9 protein-coding genes are annotated in these 15,585 nt (G+C 68.4%); all 9 read right to left on the minus strand.

Annotated elements, in window-relative coordinates:
• Positions 1-60 precede the first annotated feature (60 nt).
• The 9 genes from ACA097_RS25465 to bcsQ are packed head-to-tail and all read right to left on the minus strand — an operon-like array spanning position 61 to position 14,745.
• Positions 61-1,212, minus strand: a complete 1,152-nt coding sequence (locus ACA097_RS25465; RefSeq protein ID WP_371366822.1) for a cell division protein FtsQ — start codon at positions 1,210-1,212, stop codon at positions 61-63.
• Positions 1,212-2,627 carry an MBOAT family protein gene (locus ACA097_RS25470; RefSeq protein WP_371366824.1) on the minus strand — a complete coding sequence of 472 codons (1,416 nt, stop codon included), beginning with the start codon at positions 2,625-2,627 and terminating at the stop codon, positions 1,212-1,214. The genes ACA097_RS25465 and ACA097_RS25470 overlap by 1 nt, the downstream gene beginning before the upstream one ends.
• Before the next feature lie 18 nt (positions 2,628-2,645).
• Positions 2,646-3,317, minus strand: coding sequence for an alginate O-acetyltransferase AlgF (locus tag ACA097_RS25475; RefSeq protein WP_371366826.1), 672 nt, complete (start codon positions 3,315-3,317; stop codon positions 2,646-2,648).
• Positions 3,317-4,003, minus strand: a complete 687-nt coding sequence (locus ACA097_RS25480) for an SGNH/GDSL hydrolase family protein (RefSeq protein WP_371366828.1) — start codon at positions 4,001-4,003, stop codon at positions 3,317-3,319. The genes ACA097_RS25475 and ACA097_RS25480 overlap by 1 nt, the downstream gene beginning before the upstream one ends.
• 18 nt (positions 4,004-4,021) lie before the next feature.
• Positions 4,022-7,900, minus strand: coding sequence for a cellulose synthase subunit BcsC-related outer membrane protein (locus ACA097_RS25485; RefSeq protein WP_371366830.1), 3,879 nt, complete (start codon positions 7,898-7,900; stop codon positions 4,022-4,024).
• On the minus strand, positions 7,882-9,096 hold the full coding sequence (bcsZ, locus tag ACA097_RS25490) for a cellulose synthase complex periplasmic endoglucanase BcsZ (RefSeq protein ID WP_371366832.1): 1,215 nt from the start codon (positions 9,094-9,096) through the stop codon (positions 7,882-7,884). Before bcsZ ends, ACA097_RS25485 begins: the two co-directional genes overlap by 19 nt.
• Positions 9,096-11,420: a cellulose biosynthesis cyclic di-GMP-binding regulatory protein BcsB gene (gene bcsB, locus ACA097_RS25495; protein WP_371366834.1), complete on the minus strand. Its 2,325-nt coding sequence runs from the start codon at positions 11,418-11,420 to the stop codon at positions 9,096-9,098. Before bcsB ends, bcsZ begins: the two co-directional genes overlap by 1 nt.
• Positions 11,417-13,648 carry a UDP-forming cellulose synthase catalytic subunit gene (gene bcsA / locus ACA097_RS25500; protein ID WP_371366836.1) on the minus strand — a complete coding sequence of 744 codons (2,232 nt, stop codon included), beginning with the start codon at positions 13,646-13,648 and terminating at the stop codon, positions 11,417-11,419. The genes bcsB and bcsA overlap by 4 nt, the downstream gene beginning before the upstream one ends.
• Positions 13,645-14,745 (minus strand): cellulose biosynthesis protein BcsQ, encoded by a 1,101-nt coding sequence (gene bcsQ / locus ACA097_RS25505; protein ID WP_371366838.1) that lies wholly within the window; start codon positions 14,743-14,745, stop codon positions 13,645-13,647. The genes bcsA and bcsQ overlap by 4 nt, the downstream gene beginning before the upstream one ends.
• Positions 14,746-15,585: the final 840 nt, after the last annotated feature.

The raw sequence follows: 15,585 nt of genomic DNA on the forward strand, positions 1-15,585 counted from the left end.
CCATCCGACGCGCATTGCAGGCCGCATGACCGCTAGGCGGTCATGCGCCGATTCCTTGCCTCAGAACTTCGCTTCGATGGGCACGTACGGCGTCTGCAGGTCGCGCTCGGGGATTTCCCAGACGATCAGCTTGGGCGGCGTCTGCTGGAAGGCCGGGCTGCTGAAGTAGGCCTGGGCAGCACCGGAGAATTCGCCGCCGTCCTTGGCGAAGTTGCCCAGCGGCGCGCCGAGGGCTTTTTCGAGGAAGCCGGCGAAGTTGGAGTTGCGCGAGAACGAGGTGCCGATCAGCGCGGTGTTCGGCAGGTTGCTGTCGCCGAACAGGTCGTCGGCGCTGTCGCCGCTGGCAGCGGTTTCGACGGCGCGCGCCTTGACCGTCGTCGCCGCGACCATCTCCGCCGGTGGCTGCAGGGACAGCGGCAGCCAGTCGATGCCGGCTAGGCGCACCAGGTCGCCAGGACGGCGCGCGAGAGGGGCCTGTTCGAGATCGAAGACCTGCTGCGGCGTCGGCGTGAACGGCAGCGCGGTAACGCCCTTGGCGATCTGCGCGGCAGCGGCCTGGGCACCGGTCTCGCTCCAGTGCGTGTCGGTGCGCAGGAAGGCCTGGTCGCCCAGCGGTTGCAGGCTGGCGTTCAGGTCCAGCGTCGGCACACCGGCGGCGTGCAGCAGCGTCAGCCAGTGCTCGACGCGTGGCGCGAGGGACGCTGGGCGCACCAGCGGGCAGAGCTGCGACGCGGCGATGCGGCTCTTGTCCGGCACTACCGCTACCAGCAACCGGATGCCCTTTTTCGCGAGGCGCTCACGCAGCTCGATCACTGCTTGAGCCTTGGCCCTGGCGTTGTCCTCGGCGTGGCGGTTGATGCGCGTCTCGTCGGTCAGGAACAGCCAGCCCGGGCAGCCTTCGCGCACGCGCGGGCCGAGGTCGCCGACCAGCAGCCAGCTGCCGGCGCGCTCCAGGTTCGCCACTTCCTTGGCCAGCGGCGCGTCGGCCAGCTCCTTGGCGAAGTGGTGGGTCAGGTCGCCGTGCAGGAGCATGTCCTCGGTCACTTTCACCGGGACGAAGTCGATGGGGCCGCGGACCATCAGCCAGATGCAGGACAGCAGCATGATGGCGAGGAACGGCACGAAGACCGCGCCGGCCGCAGGGCTGACGCGCAACGCCAGCGCCGAGGGCGGCGTGGGCGCGGTGGATGGGGTTTCGGTCGGCTGGTTCATCAGAACTGGAAGTACAGGAAGGGCACGGCTTCACGGCTGGCGATCAGGGAGAACGACAGCATGAAGCCCAGCACGGGCCAGAGGGCCGCCGTCACGAGGACCAGCGGGTTGTCGGCGAAACGGTCTTCCACGCGCCCCTGCAGCAGCGGCGCGAGTATGCAGGCCAGGCCCAGCGCGGCGGCCAGGAAGTGCACCGGGCGCAGGGTCACCGCCAGGGCGTCGCCGAGGGCGAAGCCGTGCAGGCCGAACTGGCCGGCGTACATGTCCAGCGCGGTGGCGAAGTCCGGCGAGCGGAACAGCGTCCAGGCCAGGCAGACGAACAGCAGGGTGAGGACGTGGCACAGCCACAGCGGCGGGCTCGGCAGGCGCGAGCGGGTCCAGGCGCGCTCGACGCCCAGGGCGATGCCGTGGGCCGAGCCCCAGAGCAGGTAGTTCCAGCTGTCGCCGCCGTGCCACAGGCCGCCGATGGCCATGATCAGGAACAGGTTGCGGTAGGTCTTCCAGGGGCCTTTGCGGTTGCCGCCCAGGGAGATGTACAGGTAGTCGCGCAGCCAGCTGGACAGCGACAGGTGCCAGCGCCGCCAGAAGTCCTGGACGCTGTAGGCCAGGTACGGGCGGTTGAAGTTCTCCGGGAAGTGGAAGCCGAGCATCAGGCCCAGGCCGATGGCCATGGCGCTGTAGCCGGCGAAGTCGAAGAACAGTTGCAGCGAGTAGGCCAGGCAACCGATCCAGGCATCGACGAAGGACGGGTTGTCGAGGTGGAATGCGACGTCCACCAGCGGCGACAGGGTGTCGGCCACCAGCACCTTCATGCACATGCCGATCATGAAGCGGCGCGCGCCGAGGGCGAAGTTCTCGCGGTTGAAGTAGCGCTTTTCGAGTTCGCGGCGCACCCAGTCGTAGCGGATGATCGGCCCGGCGATGGAGTGGCCGAACATCGAGATGTAGGTGGCGTAGTTGACGAAGCTGCGCTCCACCGGGACCACGTGGCGATGCACGTCGACCAGGTAGGAGATCGCCTGCAGGACGATGAACGACAGGCCCGCCGGCAGCGCCACCTTCTGCCACTCCATCGGCAGGTAGCCGTAGTGGGTGATCAGCTGGTTGTAGGTGGCGGCGAGGATGTTGGCGTACTTGTACCAGCACAGCACCGCCGTGTTCACGACGATCAGCCCGGCCAGCAGGCGCACCCGCACGCTGCCGCCCTCGCGGGCGCGATCCACCAGCAGTCCGCCGACCCACGCCAGCACCGTGAGCGCCATGTGCAGGAACAGGAACAGCGGGCTCAGCCAGCCGTAGAACAGCCAACTGCCAAGCAGCAGCACGACGTTGCGCCGGCCCTCCGGGGCCAGCGCGTAGACGAGCAGGAACAGCGGCAGGAACAGCGTGAGGAACTCGAGGGAAGCGAAGACCATGGGCGCGCGTGGGTCCGGTCAGTGGGCGACGGTGTCGGTGACGCTCAGCAGTTGCGGGCCGGCGGCGCCGGGCACCAGCAGCAGGCTGTAGCGCTTGCCGGCTTCCAGGGCACCGAGTTCGACCGGGTTGCCGACCGCCTTGCCGGCGCATTCCAGCTGCACGCCCAGGCTCGCGCGCGGGTTGATCTCCTGGCGCCGCGGGTTGCCTTCCGGGGCCTTCTGGAACAGGTCCAGGTCGCGGCCGGCCAGCTTGACCTTGGCGTTGGCGCACGCGGGGTCGGCGTTGAACAGCGCGAGCGAGGCCTTCAACTGGTTGGGGATGTCGAAGGGCTCGTCCACCACGACCTGGCGAATGCCTTGGGCGTCGTTCAGGGCGAACACGGTGGCGAAGTCGCCGGGGGCGACCTGCACGTCGAGCTGCGCGCTCTTGCCGTCACGGCTCAAGGTGCCCTTGACCGACTTGCCGCCGGGCACCGGGATGAAGTCCGAGGCGACCTTCGCGGCTTCCAGCTTCAGGCTCGCCTGTCCGCCCTCGGGGGTCAGCTGCAGCGGGCTGGTGGAGACGTTGACGAAGCGCAGGTAGGCCGAATCCTGCGCCGGGCCGGTGGGGTAGAGGGCGATCTGCTCGGCGAACGCCCCGGCGCTGAGCGCCAGGGCCGCCAGGCCGCCCGCGAGGCGGAAGGCGCGCATCACTTCTTGTCTCCCTTGACCGCGCTGGCCGGCAGCTGGCCGAGGGCGTTGCCGATGGCGCCGGCCCAGGACTTGTAGCCGGCGATGGTGAAGTGCTGGCCGTCGGAGGTGACCCACTGGCCGGGCTTGGAGAACTTGGTGGAGTCGATGTAGGTGCAGGGCGCGACCATGTTCGCCAGGGTGCTGGCCACCAGCTGGGTGCGGACCTGGTTCTTGCCGTAGGAGTTCTCGTTGATGTTGCTGCCGTTGGCCTTGCCCCAGGCCGGGCCGACCCACACGCACTTGGCGCCGGTCTCGGCGATCTGTTGGGTCAGCGCGGTGACGCTCTGGTAGGCCCAGACCTTCGGGAACGGGGTGGTTTTGTACGAGGCCAGGGTGTCGCCGATGATCAGCACCACCAGGTCCGGCTTGTCCTTGGCGATCACGTTCTTGATCGGCTCGGTGCCCATGGTGCCGCGGCTCATGACCTTGATCGGGCCGCCCGGGTCGCGGGTGGCGCCGCAGTCGAGCTTCGGCTTGGGGGTGACCCAGTCGGCGGCGTTGGCGCCGCAGGCGCCGATGGCGTGGACTTGCGCACCTTGCTTGCTGAGCTCGTCGTACAGCGGGTTCATCAGCGAGTCGGGGAAGCTCATGTGGCTTTCGCCGATGACGAGGAGGGTGAGACCTGCCAGTACAGAAGCAGCCATGCTGGATTCCTTTTGTGATCAGTTCGGATTCGAGTAGGGAGAGGCGTAAGGGCTGACCGGCAGGCTCATCGGGCCGGTCATGTCCTCGAACATGTAACGCAGGTAGAGGCCACCGGCGTATTGCTTGTAGTCGCTGGCGTTGTCCACGCCGAAGCTGCCGCCGAGGAAGGTCCGCGAACCCAGGCGGTACTCGCCGGCGGCGTTGAAGCTGTAGCCGATGCCGGTCTTGTTCTCGCCGGAGTAGCTGTTCAGCCCCACGGCAGAAGCCTGCGGTTGCCATTCGCTGTGGCCGGGGAAGATGTCGGCGCCGTCCTGGTCGATGTACTGCACGCCCACCGAGCCGCTCAGGCGGTAGGTGAAGCGGTCGGTACGCTGCGCCCAGTTGATCGGCACGCCCAGCGAGAAGAACTTCTGCGGGCTGAAGTAGCCGCCGTGGCCGTAGGTGTAGAAGCTCTGGTTGTCCGAGTAGTGCAGGGCGCTGCCGCTCAGGCCGAGGGTGAGGGTGCTGTCCTCGGTGTTGCGCAGGTACCAGTAGATGCCGCTGCCCATCTCGAAGCGGTTGTTGTCGTCGACGTTGTGGCCGATCAGGCGGTGTGCCGCGGCATAGCCGTAGACGCCGGTTTCCTGGTCGTCGTGGCTGAGTTCGCCGCGCACGCCGTTGGCAGTCACGCCGCCCCACTCGACGCCGGTGCGCGAATCGCGCGAGCCGGCGAAGGAGGTCAGGCTGTCGGTGACCGGGCGCCGCGACACGCCGATGGCGTAGCGCGATTCGGGGTCGGAGTCGAACGGCCGCTCCAGGCTGACGCCGCCGACGAAGGTGCTGTAGGTGAAGCCGATGGGGCTGACCCCGGCGTCGGCCTTCAGGCCCTGGTCCTTGTCGCGGTAGGCGAGGGCGAAGCCGACGCCGTTGTCTTTCTGCCGGCCGACGCTGTCCAGGCCGCTGGTGCCGAACTGTGCCAGGGAGTAGTCCTTGGGCGTGCCGGACTCCAGCCACACCGGGGTGACGCGCAGGGCCAGGCTTTCGCTGTCCTCGCCAATCGGCAGGCCGAGCTCGAAGGGCGTCTCGATATCGGTGAGCTTGCCCAGGCCCTTCTCGTTGTTGTTGTTCCGGACGGTCAGGCCCTGGTTGACGTAGCCGGCGCGTTCCTGGGCGATCTCGTCGAGGGTCTTGCGTGCCGGGCTCGGCTGGTCGCCGCTGCTCGCGTCGGTGGCATAGAGATCGTTCTTCGCCAGGAGCAGCGGGGCGGCTTCGCTGCTGTCGGCAGCGCCGGGCACGCTGCGCTCGCGTTCGCTGGGCGAGCTGGACACCGGCGGCGGCACCAGGTCGGCGCTGGCCAGGAGGGTGGCCTGCTTGCGCTGGCCGGGCAGGCCGACGAAGGGGTTGTCCGAGCGTGGCGGCGGGTCGATGGCCGGGGCGCCGAGGTTGCTCGCCAGGGTTTCGCGCTTCTCGATTTCCAGCGCCTTGTTCAGCAGCTTGCGCGCTTCGCCGGTCTTGCCCATGCCGCGGTAGATGCGTGCGGAGTGGGTGAGGGTCTGCGGGATGTCGGGCTCCAGGGCCAGGGCTTTCTTCACCGATGCGTCGGCCTGGGTGTAGTCGCGGCCCTGCATGGCGATGTCGGCCAGGCCCAGGTGCAGACTGGCGTTGTTCGGGTCGCCGGCGAGCAGCGGCTGATACAGCTGGCGGGCCTTGGCGTTGTCGCCGCTGGTGGAGTACATGCGCGCCAGCGAACTCACCGCCTGGGCGTCGTGCGGGCGCTGGGCGAGGGCCGGGGAGAGCATGTCGTAGGCCGCCACCAGGTCGTTCTTCTCGCGCAGGCGGTCGGCCTGCTTGACCCGGTAGAGGTAGAGCAGGTCGGCGTACTGCTTGCGGGTGTCCTCGTCGAGGTCCTGGCCCTTGAGCTCGCGCAGGATGTCGCCGGCTTCGGCGTCGTGGTCGGCCTTGAGCAGCACGCCGGCGTTGAGCAGCTGGAGCTTGGCGCTGGCGGGCGTGTCGCGCTGCAGCCGCTCGCGCATCAGCTGGATGCCCTTGTCCGGGTTGCCGGCCTCGGCATAGGCGGAGGCGAGCACGGCGACGCGCTCGGGCTTGTCGCCGGCCAGGGGGGCAGCACGGTCGAGCTGGGTCCAGGCGTCCTGGCGTTGGCCACGGCGGGCCATCTCAACCGCTTGCTCGGTCTGCACGTGCAGGCGCACGTCGCGTTCGAGCTGGTTCATATCCGCATTGCGCTTGGTCGGCGGAATCTTCGCCAGGCTGCGCTGGGCTTTCAGCCACTCGCTCAGCTCGGCGGAGAGCAGGGCGCTGCTGTACAGGGCGTCGGGGTCTTCGGGGCGCTTGCGTACCTGTTCGTCGACCAGGTCGCGGGCGGCCTGGGCCTGGCCCGAGCGGAGGTAGACGCGGGCCAGGGCGAAGCGCGTCCAGGCGTCCTGCGGATCGTCGGCGAGGGCTTCCTTGTAGGCCTTCTGCGCGGCCGGCAGGTCGCCACGGCGCTCGGCCAGCTTGGCCACCTGGGCGGCGCGAAGGGCACGCACGTGCACGCTCGCCGGCAGGCGTTCGCGCTGGGCCGGGGTCAGGCCGTCGATCATGCGCAGGGCCTCGTCGGCCTTGCCGTTCTTCGACAGCACGTTGACCAGGCCGCTGATGGCGTCCGGGTAGTCGGGGGTGCTGGCGAGCACCTGGCGATAGCCGGCCTCGGCTTCGTCCAGATGGTCGGTGCGTGCGTCCAGCCCGGCGCGGGCGGTGGGACCGGCGGGGTTGCGCGGGTTCTTGGCGATGGCCTTGTCGATGGCCGCGCGGGCTTCGTCGAATCTGCCGGCGCGCTGGGCGGTGTCGGCGTCGGCCAGCAGGCTCCAGTAGCGCACTTCTTCCAGGGCCGATTGCCACTGGCTGCCGCCGGGAAGGGCGACGGCGCGTTGCAGGTAGTCGCGGGCTTCGTCCAGGCGCTTCTGCTGCTGGCGCACGATGCCCATGCCGCCGAGGGCGTCGAAGTCGCGCGGCTGGTCTTTCAGGCGCGCCTGGAACTCGCTTTCGGCGGTGACGAGGTCATTCGCGTCCAGCGCCTTGAGGCCGCGCGCAACGTGCGGGTCGCGGCTCCAGCCCGGGCCTTTCTCGCCCTGGGCGATGCCCTTGTTCATCAGCGCGCGGATTTCCGCGTCGTCCGGGTGCGCCTGCAGGTATTGCTGGAACAGCGAGACCTGGTCGCGCGACGGCGGGCCGAGCCACTGCAGGGCGAAGCGCCAGGTTTCGTCGGCATTGCCGCCGATGTCCGGGTTGTGCGACAGCCGCGCCAGGGCGCGGATGCCTTCCGGGCGGCTCTCGGGATGGCGGGCCAGGTGCAGGGCGAGGAACAGGTCGAGGACCGCGTCGTCCGGGCGTTCCTTGCGCAGCCGTTCCAGGCCCGCGCGCGACTCGGCCCAGCCGCTGTCGGTGAAGCCAAGGGTGTTGTAGTACTCGCGGGCGATCAGGCCCTGCGGCTGGCGGCCTTCGAACAGCTGGCGGTAGACGGCGACGGCTTCGTCGCGCTTGCCGGCGTCGCTCAGTTCGCGCGCCTGTTCGAGCTGCTGCTGCTTCTCCGGCGGGCTCAGCGCGATGTCCTGTTCCAGCTGCAACGCCTGGCGTGGCAGCGGCTTGAGCGCCTGCAGCCGGTCGAGGTAGCCGCGCGCCTCGGGCAGCTGCTTGCGCTGCAGGGCGATCAGGCCCAGGCCGTAGAGGCCGTCGGGCTGCTCGGGGGCGATGTTGAGCAGCTTCTGCCAGGCCTCGGCGGCCCGCTCGGGGTGCTCCTTGGCCTGCCAGTAGTAGCCCTGCTGGATCAGCAGCGCCTGCGGGTCGTTGTCGCCGGCGGCGCGGGCGCCGTTGGCGACCAGTGCGGCCAGTACGGCGAGGGCTAGGGCTTGCCGGCGCATGCGGCCTCCCAGGACGGCTCGAGGGTGCCGTCGGCGGTGAACTGGTAGCGTTTCTCGGTCCAGCCGAGGGAGAACAGGCTGAGCATCACGTGGTAGTACTGCGGCATCTGGTAGGCAGGGTTCTTGGGGTCGGCGTAGTTGCGCAGCGCCTGGTCGACGATGGCTTGCTGCTTGTCGGCCGCGGCGTCGAGGCCTTGGGCGCGCAGCAGCGGCACTACAGCGGCGGAGAAGCCGTAGAAGCCGTTGCCGTCGAAAGTGCGGGTCAGCACGTGGACCTTCTCCGGCGGCACGCCGTTGGCGGCGGTGGCCTTGGCCATGCCGTCGAGGTGTTCGATCAGGGTTTTGCGCAGTGGATCTGCGGCAGGCGTGACGCCGGCCCACAGGTAGGTGCGGATGGCGTCGTAGCTGCCGATATCGCTGCTGAACGGGTCGCTGCCGAAGCGCCCGCTGTGTGCGCCGGTGCCGCGATAGCCGATCCAGTCGGGGACGAAGCCGAAGGGGTTCATGTCCTTGTCGGCGATCATCTTCGCGGTGCTCTGCGCGACCTCGTTCCAGTGCCCTTCGGGGCGCACGGCGGCGAAGCGGCGCAGCAGCGGGATCGGCAGGTAGCTGGCGTTGAAGCGCCACAGCTGGTCGGGGTGTTCGTAGCCCACCGGGCCGGGCAGCAGCATGCGCCCAAGGCCCGGGATGTCCTTGATCAGGGTGTGTTCGACGTTGCCCAGCAGCTGCTGCGCCTCGGCCCGGTAGGCCGGCTTCTGCCAGAGGCGGTCGGCCTCCAGCAGGGCGTAGGCGAACCACAGGTCGGCGTCGCTGGCGTCGTTGCGGTCGAGCAGCTCCCAGGTGTTTTTCGCGGTCTTGCCCCATAGCCAGCCGGGCAGGTTGTGGCCGATGTCGGAGCCGGCCATGTTGGCCTTGGTCCATTGCCAGAGGCGCTCGAAGGTCTGCGGATCGTTCGCCACCAGGGCGAAGAACATGCCGTAGGACTGGCCCTCGGAGCTGCTCTGGTTCGGGTCCATGCTCGACCCGAGCATGCGCCCGTCGGCCTGCACGAAGCGCTGCGCGTAGTCCTGCCACAGCGGCCAGGTGCGGGTGTCGCAGCTTGCGGCCTGGGCACCCAGCGGCAGCAGGGCGGCGAGCGCGACGAGGCGCAGCAGGCGTCGTGGCAGGAGGCGAAGGCGCATGGCGGCTGTCCTCATCAGGCGAGTCGCTTCTGCGCGCGGGCGCGCAGGCCGAGGTAGACCAGGCTGCTGACCAGGCCGAGGCCGAGCAGGGTGACCAGCAGCATCAGAAGCGGGTTCTGCGAGAGCACCCACTGGATGCGCTTGAACAGGCCGAGGTTGCCCACGTAGTACTGCTCGTCGGCCACCAGCGAGGTGATCTGCTTGCCGTTGATGACCGCGAGGCTGCCCTGGATGCTGTCCTGGTAGTGGTCGCCACCGATCAGCGCAGCGCTGGCGTCGGCCAGCGACTCGGGCTTGGCGGCGGCGATCAGCACCACGCTGCGGCCGGCCTTGAGCGGCGACTCGAAGCCGGTCAGGTAGGTGCTGCTGTCGGCGCCGGTGTAGCTCACCTGCACCTGCGGCTTGTGCTGGTCGGCTTCGGCCGAGGGCGCGATCCAGTCACGCGCGCGCAGCGCCAGGTCGGACAGCGAGAAGCGCTGCTTGTCGCCCTGGTTGATCGCCGGCAGGCGGTCGAGCCATTGCTTGAGCAGCGGCTGGTTGTCGCCAGAGGAGAACACCAGCAGGTCCTTGTCGGCGACGCCCTGTACGTCTTTCGCAGCCACCACGCTCACGGCGGTGGCCGGGTAGCCGGTGGCCTGGCCGAAGCGGCCGAGCACGGTCAGGTAGGCGCCCCATTCGGCCGGGCCGCTGCCGTCGGGCAGGACCACGGCGCTTTCCGAGAGGTCGGCCATGCGCGTGAAGGGGAAGCCGCTGTCGTTGAACACGCCCAGGTTGGGCAGGGCGATGAAGTGCTTGTAGCCGCTCAGGTCGAGGCTGGAATCCGGGTCGATCAGGCCGCGCATGTTGTCGATGATGATGTCGCGGCAGTCGCCCTGCTTGACGTAGTCGAACATGAAGCGAAGTTGCAGCTGCGAGCGTGGCGTGGCGTTGGCCAGCGGCACCAGCGCGCTGGCTTCGCGCGGCAGGCTGGCGTCCTTCTTCAGCAGCTCCAGCAGGTCGGCGCCGCCGCCCAGGCTGCTGACCGAGGGCAGCGGCATGGACTTGACGAAGCTGTCGTTGAAGCTGACCAGCAGCGAGGAATTGCTCGATACCTGCTGTGGCGTGTAGCGGTATTTCAGGTCCAGCGGCGCGCCGTTCTCGTGCCAGTTGAACAGGTCCGGCGGCAGTTGCATGGGCACGCTGATGTTGCCCGGGTTGTAGCCGGAAATGCTCAGGCGCGCGGGGTCGATCAGCTCGCCGAGCTTGACCGGGCGGTTGGTCGGCAGCCAGTTCGGCGCGTCGTACGGCTGGCGCGGCGCCAGGGCTTCGAGGTGGTCGATGACCACGCTCGGGCCGACCAGGGTCTTGCTGCCCAGGGCCACGGCGTTGGCGGCGAGCTTGAGCTCGGCGTCGTCGCGGCCGCTGATGACCAGCAGCTTGCCGAACGGATCGCGCGGGTTGGCCTGCAGGCTCACGGTCGGGCCCTTGGCCGCCGGCACTTGCAGCTCGCCCAGTTGCACTGGCTCCTTGGCGAGCACCAGGACCACGGCGTTGCCGTGCTCCGGCAACTGGCCGACGTTGGCGCTGAAGCTGGCGCCACGGTAGGAGGCGAGGGCACCCAGCCAGGAGGAGATGGCGCCGGCGGCTTCCAGGCTGCCGGCATCCGGCGCGGCGCCGAACACCAGCGGCAGTTCCAGCTGGCGCGAGTCGCGGCGGTCGAAGAACGGCAGCGGGAGGATCGACAGGTCGTTCTTCAGCTCGATCTGGTGGACCTGCAGGTGCAGCTCGCTGCTGGTGTTGATCTTCGCCCACAGGCTGCTGTGCAGCGGGTCTTCGCAACCCATGTTGTAGTGGCCGATGAACTGCAGGCGCAGGCGGTTGAACTCGGTGATCAGCTGCGGGGGGATGTTCACCACGGTGCGCTGCGGCGTACCGGCGTTCTCCTTGGGCAGCGCCAGGCTCGCGGCCACTTCCTCGTTGACCAGCACGTTGATCTGCGACAGGTCCGGCAGCAGCGCCGGCGAGTAGCTGTAGTCGAGCACCAGCTGCGCGCCGGTCACCACCTGGTCGGCGCGCACGCCGAAGGTGACCACGTCGGAGGACTCGGTGCCCTGCAGGTTGAGGGTGTCGCGGCGGCCGAGCTGCTTGAGCGTCAGCGCGTATTCCAGGCCGCCGGGCGCCGCTTCAGGCGCCGCTGCCGGTGCCTCGGCTGCAGCCGGCTGAGCGGCCGCGGCAGGGGCGGCGGTGTCGGCCCAGGCCGCCAGGGGCGGGGTGCCCAGGCACAGCAGCGCCGAGCCGAGGGCCAGGGCGCCGCGCAGGGTGCGGCGCGAATCGAGTCGTGCGAAGGCGGTCGGGATCATGAGGGGTCCGGGAGCGTTTCGAGCGGTTTCGAGGAAGTGTTCTTGGCGCGCTTGGCGCGTTCGCGGCCGAGGCTGAGGGTGGCTTGCAGCAGCGACAGCAGGCCGCCCAGGCCGATGCTGCTGACTTCGCGCAGGGCGGCCAGCGGGGTGTCGTGCTTGCCGTTGCCCCAGGTCTCGGCCCAGGTGTCGGCGCGGGCGAAGGTCAGGCGCACCAGCTCGCTCTGCTGGCGCAGGGTCAGGGGGGCGAATTGCGCGCCGATCAGGTTGCCCTTGCTGAACACCACGGTGGCGTCGAAGTCGCAGCTCTTGTTGTTGCGGAACAACGAGACGCGGATGGCTTCGCCGTAGTCCAGGTGGGTGTCTTCGGGCAGGCGCAGGCCCAGGCCGCTCTGGGAGAAGTCCTGGGTCTGGCAGAACATCTGGCGGCCGTCGGCGAGGGTGACGCGGATCGGCAGGGTGGCGCGCACCCGCGGTTCGGCGCGCACCTGGCGGGTCTCGCTCGCCACCGCGACGGCGGCGCTGGTGATGATCAGGTTGTAGAGGGTCCAGGCCAGGTTGATCAGCACCGTGGTGCGGGTCGCCGGGTCGCCCCAGACCAGCTGCTGGATGCCGCAGGCCAGGCCGGCCAGGTTCACCAGCAGGAGGATGATGTAGGGGCGGGCGAGCTTCCAGTCGAAGAACTCGCGGTCGATGATGCCGCCCTTGTCGGTCACGTTGAAGCCGCCGAACTTCGGGTTGACCAGGGCCATCAGCACCGGCGGCATGATGTACCAGGCCAGCACCGTCTCGTAGACCTCGTTCCAGAACGAATGGCGGAAGCGCCCCTGGATCCGCGAGTTGGTGAGGTTGGCGTGGAACAGGTGGGGCAGCGCGTAGGCGCTGATCATCAGCGCCGAGGCGTGGAAGATCTCCGCGCCGAATACCAGGTAGGCCAGCGGCGCGGTGAGGAACACCAGGCGCGGCAGGCCGTAGAAGAAGTGCAGCATGGCGTTGGCGTAGCAGATGCGCTGGCCGATGTTCAGGCCCTTGCCCAGCAGCGGGTTGTCGGTGCGGAAGATCTGCGCCATGCCCCGTGCCCAGCGGATGCGCTGGGCGATGTGGCGCGACAGGCTCTCGGTGGCCAGGCCCGCGGCCTGGGGGATCGCCAGGTACGCGGTGTTGTAGCCGGCGCGGTTGAGCTTGAGCGCGGTGTGGGCGTCCTCGGTGACGGTCTCGATGGCCACGCCGCCGACTTCCTCAAGGGTGCTGCGACGCAGGATGGCGCAGGAACCGCAGAAGAAGGTGGCGTTCCACAGGTCGTTGCCGTCCTGCACCAGGCCGTAGAACAGCTCGCCCTCGTTGGGCACGGCGCGGAAGGTGTCGAGGTTCTTCTCGAAGGGATCGGGCGAGAAGAAGAAGTGCGGCGTCTGCAGCATCGCCAGCTTCGGGTCGCGAAGGAACCAGCCGATGCCGATCTGCAGGAAGGAGCGGGTGGGCACGTGGTCGCAGTCGAAGATGGCGACGTACTCGCCGTCGGTGACCTTGAGCGCGGCGTTGAGGTTGCCGGCCTTGGCGTGCTTGTTGTCGCCGCGGGTCAGGTAGTTGACCCCGATGCGCCGGCAGAAGTCGCGGAACTCCTCGCGGCGGCCATCGTCGAGCACGTGGACGCGCAGCTTGTCCTTCGGCCAGTCGATGGCCTGGGCGGCGAAGATGCTCAGTTTGACGATGCTCAGCGCCTCGTTGTAGGTCGGGATGAACACGTCCACGGTCGGCCACTCGGCGGGGTCGCCCTGCATCAGCTGCGGGCGCCGGCGCAGCGGCCAGGCGGTCTGCACGTAGCCGAAGACCAGCACCACCAGCGCATAGAACTCCGCCGCCACCAGGCCGTAGCCGAAGAAGGCCGAGAGCCAGGTGTCGAAGCCCAGGGTCGCGGTCAGGCGCCAGTACATGTAGCGCAGCGAGGCGACCAGCGAGAGGACGATCAGCGCCAGGATCGGCAGGCGCCCCGGCAGGCGGCGGATCAGCAGCGCCGAGCCGAAGCACAGCACGGCGAAGAAGCTCTGGCTGGCGAGGTCCAGCGGCGCGCTGATAGCGCAGAAGAGCAGCGCCGCGGCGAGCAGAGAGCCACCGCCGATCAGGCCCAGGCGCATCCAGCGCGGGCAGTCCTTGAGGCGTTCGGACCAGGCGTCGAGGCGCGCGTCGGCGCGGCCTTCTCCAGCTGCCCGGGGCGGCGGAACGGCGCTGTTCATGAGAGCGTCGACTCCTGGCGTGCGGTCTGGCGCAACGCTTCGCTGAGGTTCGCCGCAGCCCCGAGCAGGTCACGGCAACCCGGGGTGACGGGCTCGCGGGCGAAGGGGTTGCGCGCGTAGGCCAGCGACTCGCCCAGGTAGTGGTCCAGCTGCACCATGCCGAGCAGGCGCTCGCCGAGATGGCCTTGCAGGACCTCGGCCATGTCCAGGCTGAAGGCCCGGCCGTTGTCGAGCTGGTTGATCAGGTAGTGGCAGGGCGCGGCGTCTTCGCGCTGGTGGTTGGGCGCCAGCAGGCGCTCCAGGTGATTCAGCGCGTGGTAGCTGGCGGCGTCGGCGAGCGTCACCACCAGCACCAGGTCGGCCACGGCCAGGGCCTGGTCGAGGTAGGCGGAGGCACCGGCGGGGGTGTCGATGATCACCCGGTCGTTCGCATCCAGACCGAGTTGCGCCAGGTGCCGGGCCAGCCACTGCGGGTCGTCGCGCAGGCGCTGTTCCAGCGCGCGCTGCTGCTCGAGGCTCGCGGAGCCGTAGGGCAGGTACTGGCTGTGGGCGAAGCCGCGTTGCACCAGGGTGTCCCAGCTCAGGCCCTCGGCGTTGGCTTGAATCAGGCCAGGTTGTTCGGCATCGCCGCCCAGGTGCAGGCACAGGGCGTTTTGCGGATCGAGGTCGAGGGCGAAGGTGCGTCCCTTCTCGTTCTGCAGAGCGCAGGCGAGGGCGGCGACCAGTGTGCTGCGACCGACGCCGCCTTTGCCGGAGACCAGGGCAATGACCTGCGGGTTGCCCTTGCCGTGGGGCTGCGGCGCAAGCTCGGGGGATTGCAGGCTTTCACGACGGCGGGTGGCCTCGGCCAGCAGGTCGCTCAAGGTGCGCGGGCGTGTAGCGACGGGGGCGCTGGGAGCAGGCTCAGGCGCGTAAGTGTCGGCAGCCGCCAGCTGCGCGGTGACTTCGGCGGCAGCCACGGCAAGCGGTGCGGCAATGCACTCGACGGCCAGGGGCGGCTCCTCGACGTAGTCGAGCTCGGGTTCGATTTCCCTGTAGCTTTCCGCGCTCTCGCCGAGCTTGCGGAAGAGGTTCGATATATCGTCCGAACGGTACATGTGCTTATCCATCGTGGAATGGCCATGATCCGGCTGACTGATCCAGCCGTGCTGTCGAGTCGCATAGCGTCTTGTCGAACGGTTCACCCGGCGCATCGCACACCGCAGGCAAGACGCGTCGAACCTGGGCGCAACTGTCCCGGGGACGCCTGCAGGCGTGTCTGGTCGAGTGATCGTTCAGGCAGTGCTAGGAGTGGTCGAGCAAGTCGCGGAAGATCTTGTTGTCCCCTGAAATCTGGCCGTGCTGAATCCGCAGTGATGCGCCTGCTTCCGGTCGGATCGGCAGGTGCCCGCTACTGGTTGTTGTTCTTATTGCGAATGGGCGGCGCGGTCTTTTTTCTGGCAGGTATCGAAGGTGAGTCGTGGAGCCTGGCCTGGTCCGCTCTGCGGCGGTTACATGGCTTGTGCTTCGTGCCTGAAGGGCGACTTGTCGGTGTGGTGCCGCTGGGTGATCTTCCGACTGAATTTCGTCAATATCCTGACGCTTCGTCGGCCATTAGCACTCCAGTTGCGGGCCCGGGTGTCGTCCATCGAAATCGCGCTGATCCCCCCTGTTAGCGTCCTTCCGTTGTGTTTTGCCGGTGTCACCCCATCCATGGTTCAGGTGATGACCAGATAAACGCCTGTGATGTTATTTTTGACGCCAACAAGTTTAAAGGACATTTTTTTGACGAAGCCGTTTCGGCGCCGTTGATCTTTCGGTCAGGAAAAAATTTCGAAAGGGCGCAACCGCTGATGGCACGTGGCCTGCAGTCATGTATCGGATTTGTACGAACCGGCCAAAAGGCCTGTGAAACAGTTCCTGGTTTGTAGGAAATTTCCGACGAACGGTATGGTCGG

Origin of the sequence: Pseudomonas sp. QL9, assembly GCF_041409665.1 — a bacterium.
Classification (GTDB): Bacteria; Pseudomonadota; Gammaproteobacteria; order Pseudomonadales; family Pseudomonadaceae; genus Pseudomonas; species Pseudomonas knackmussii.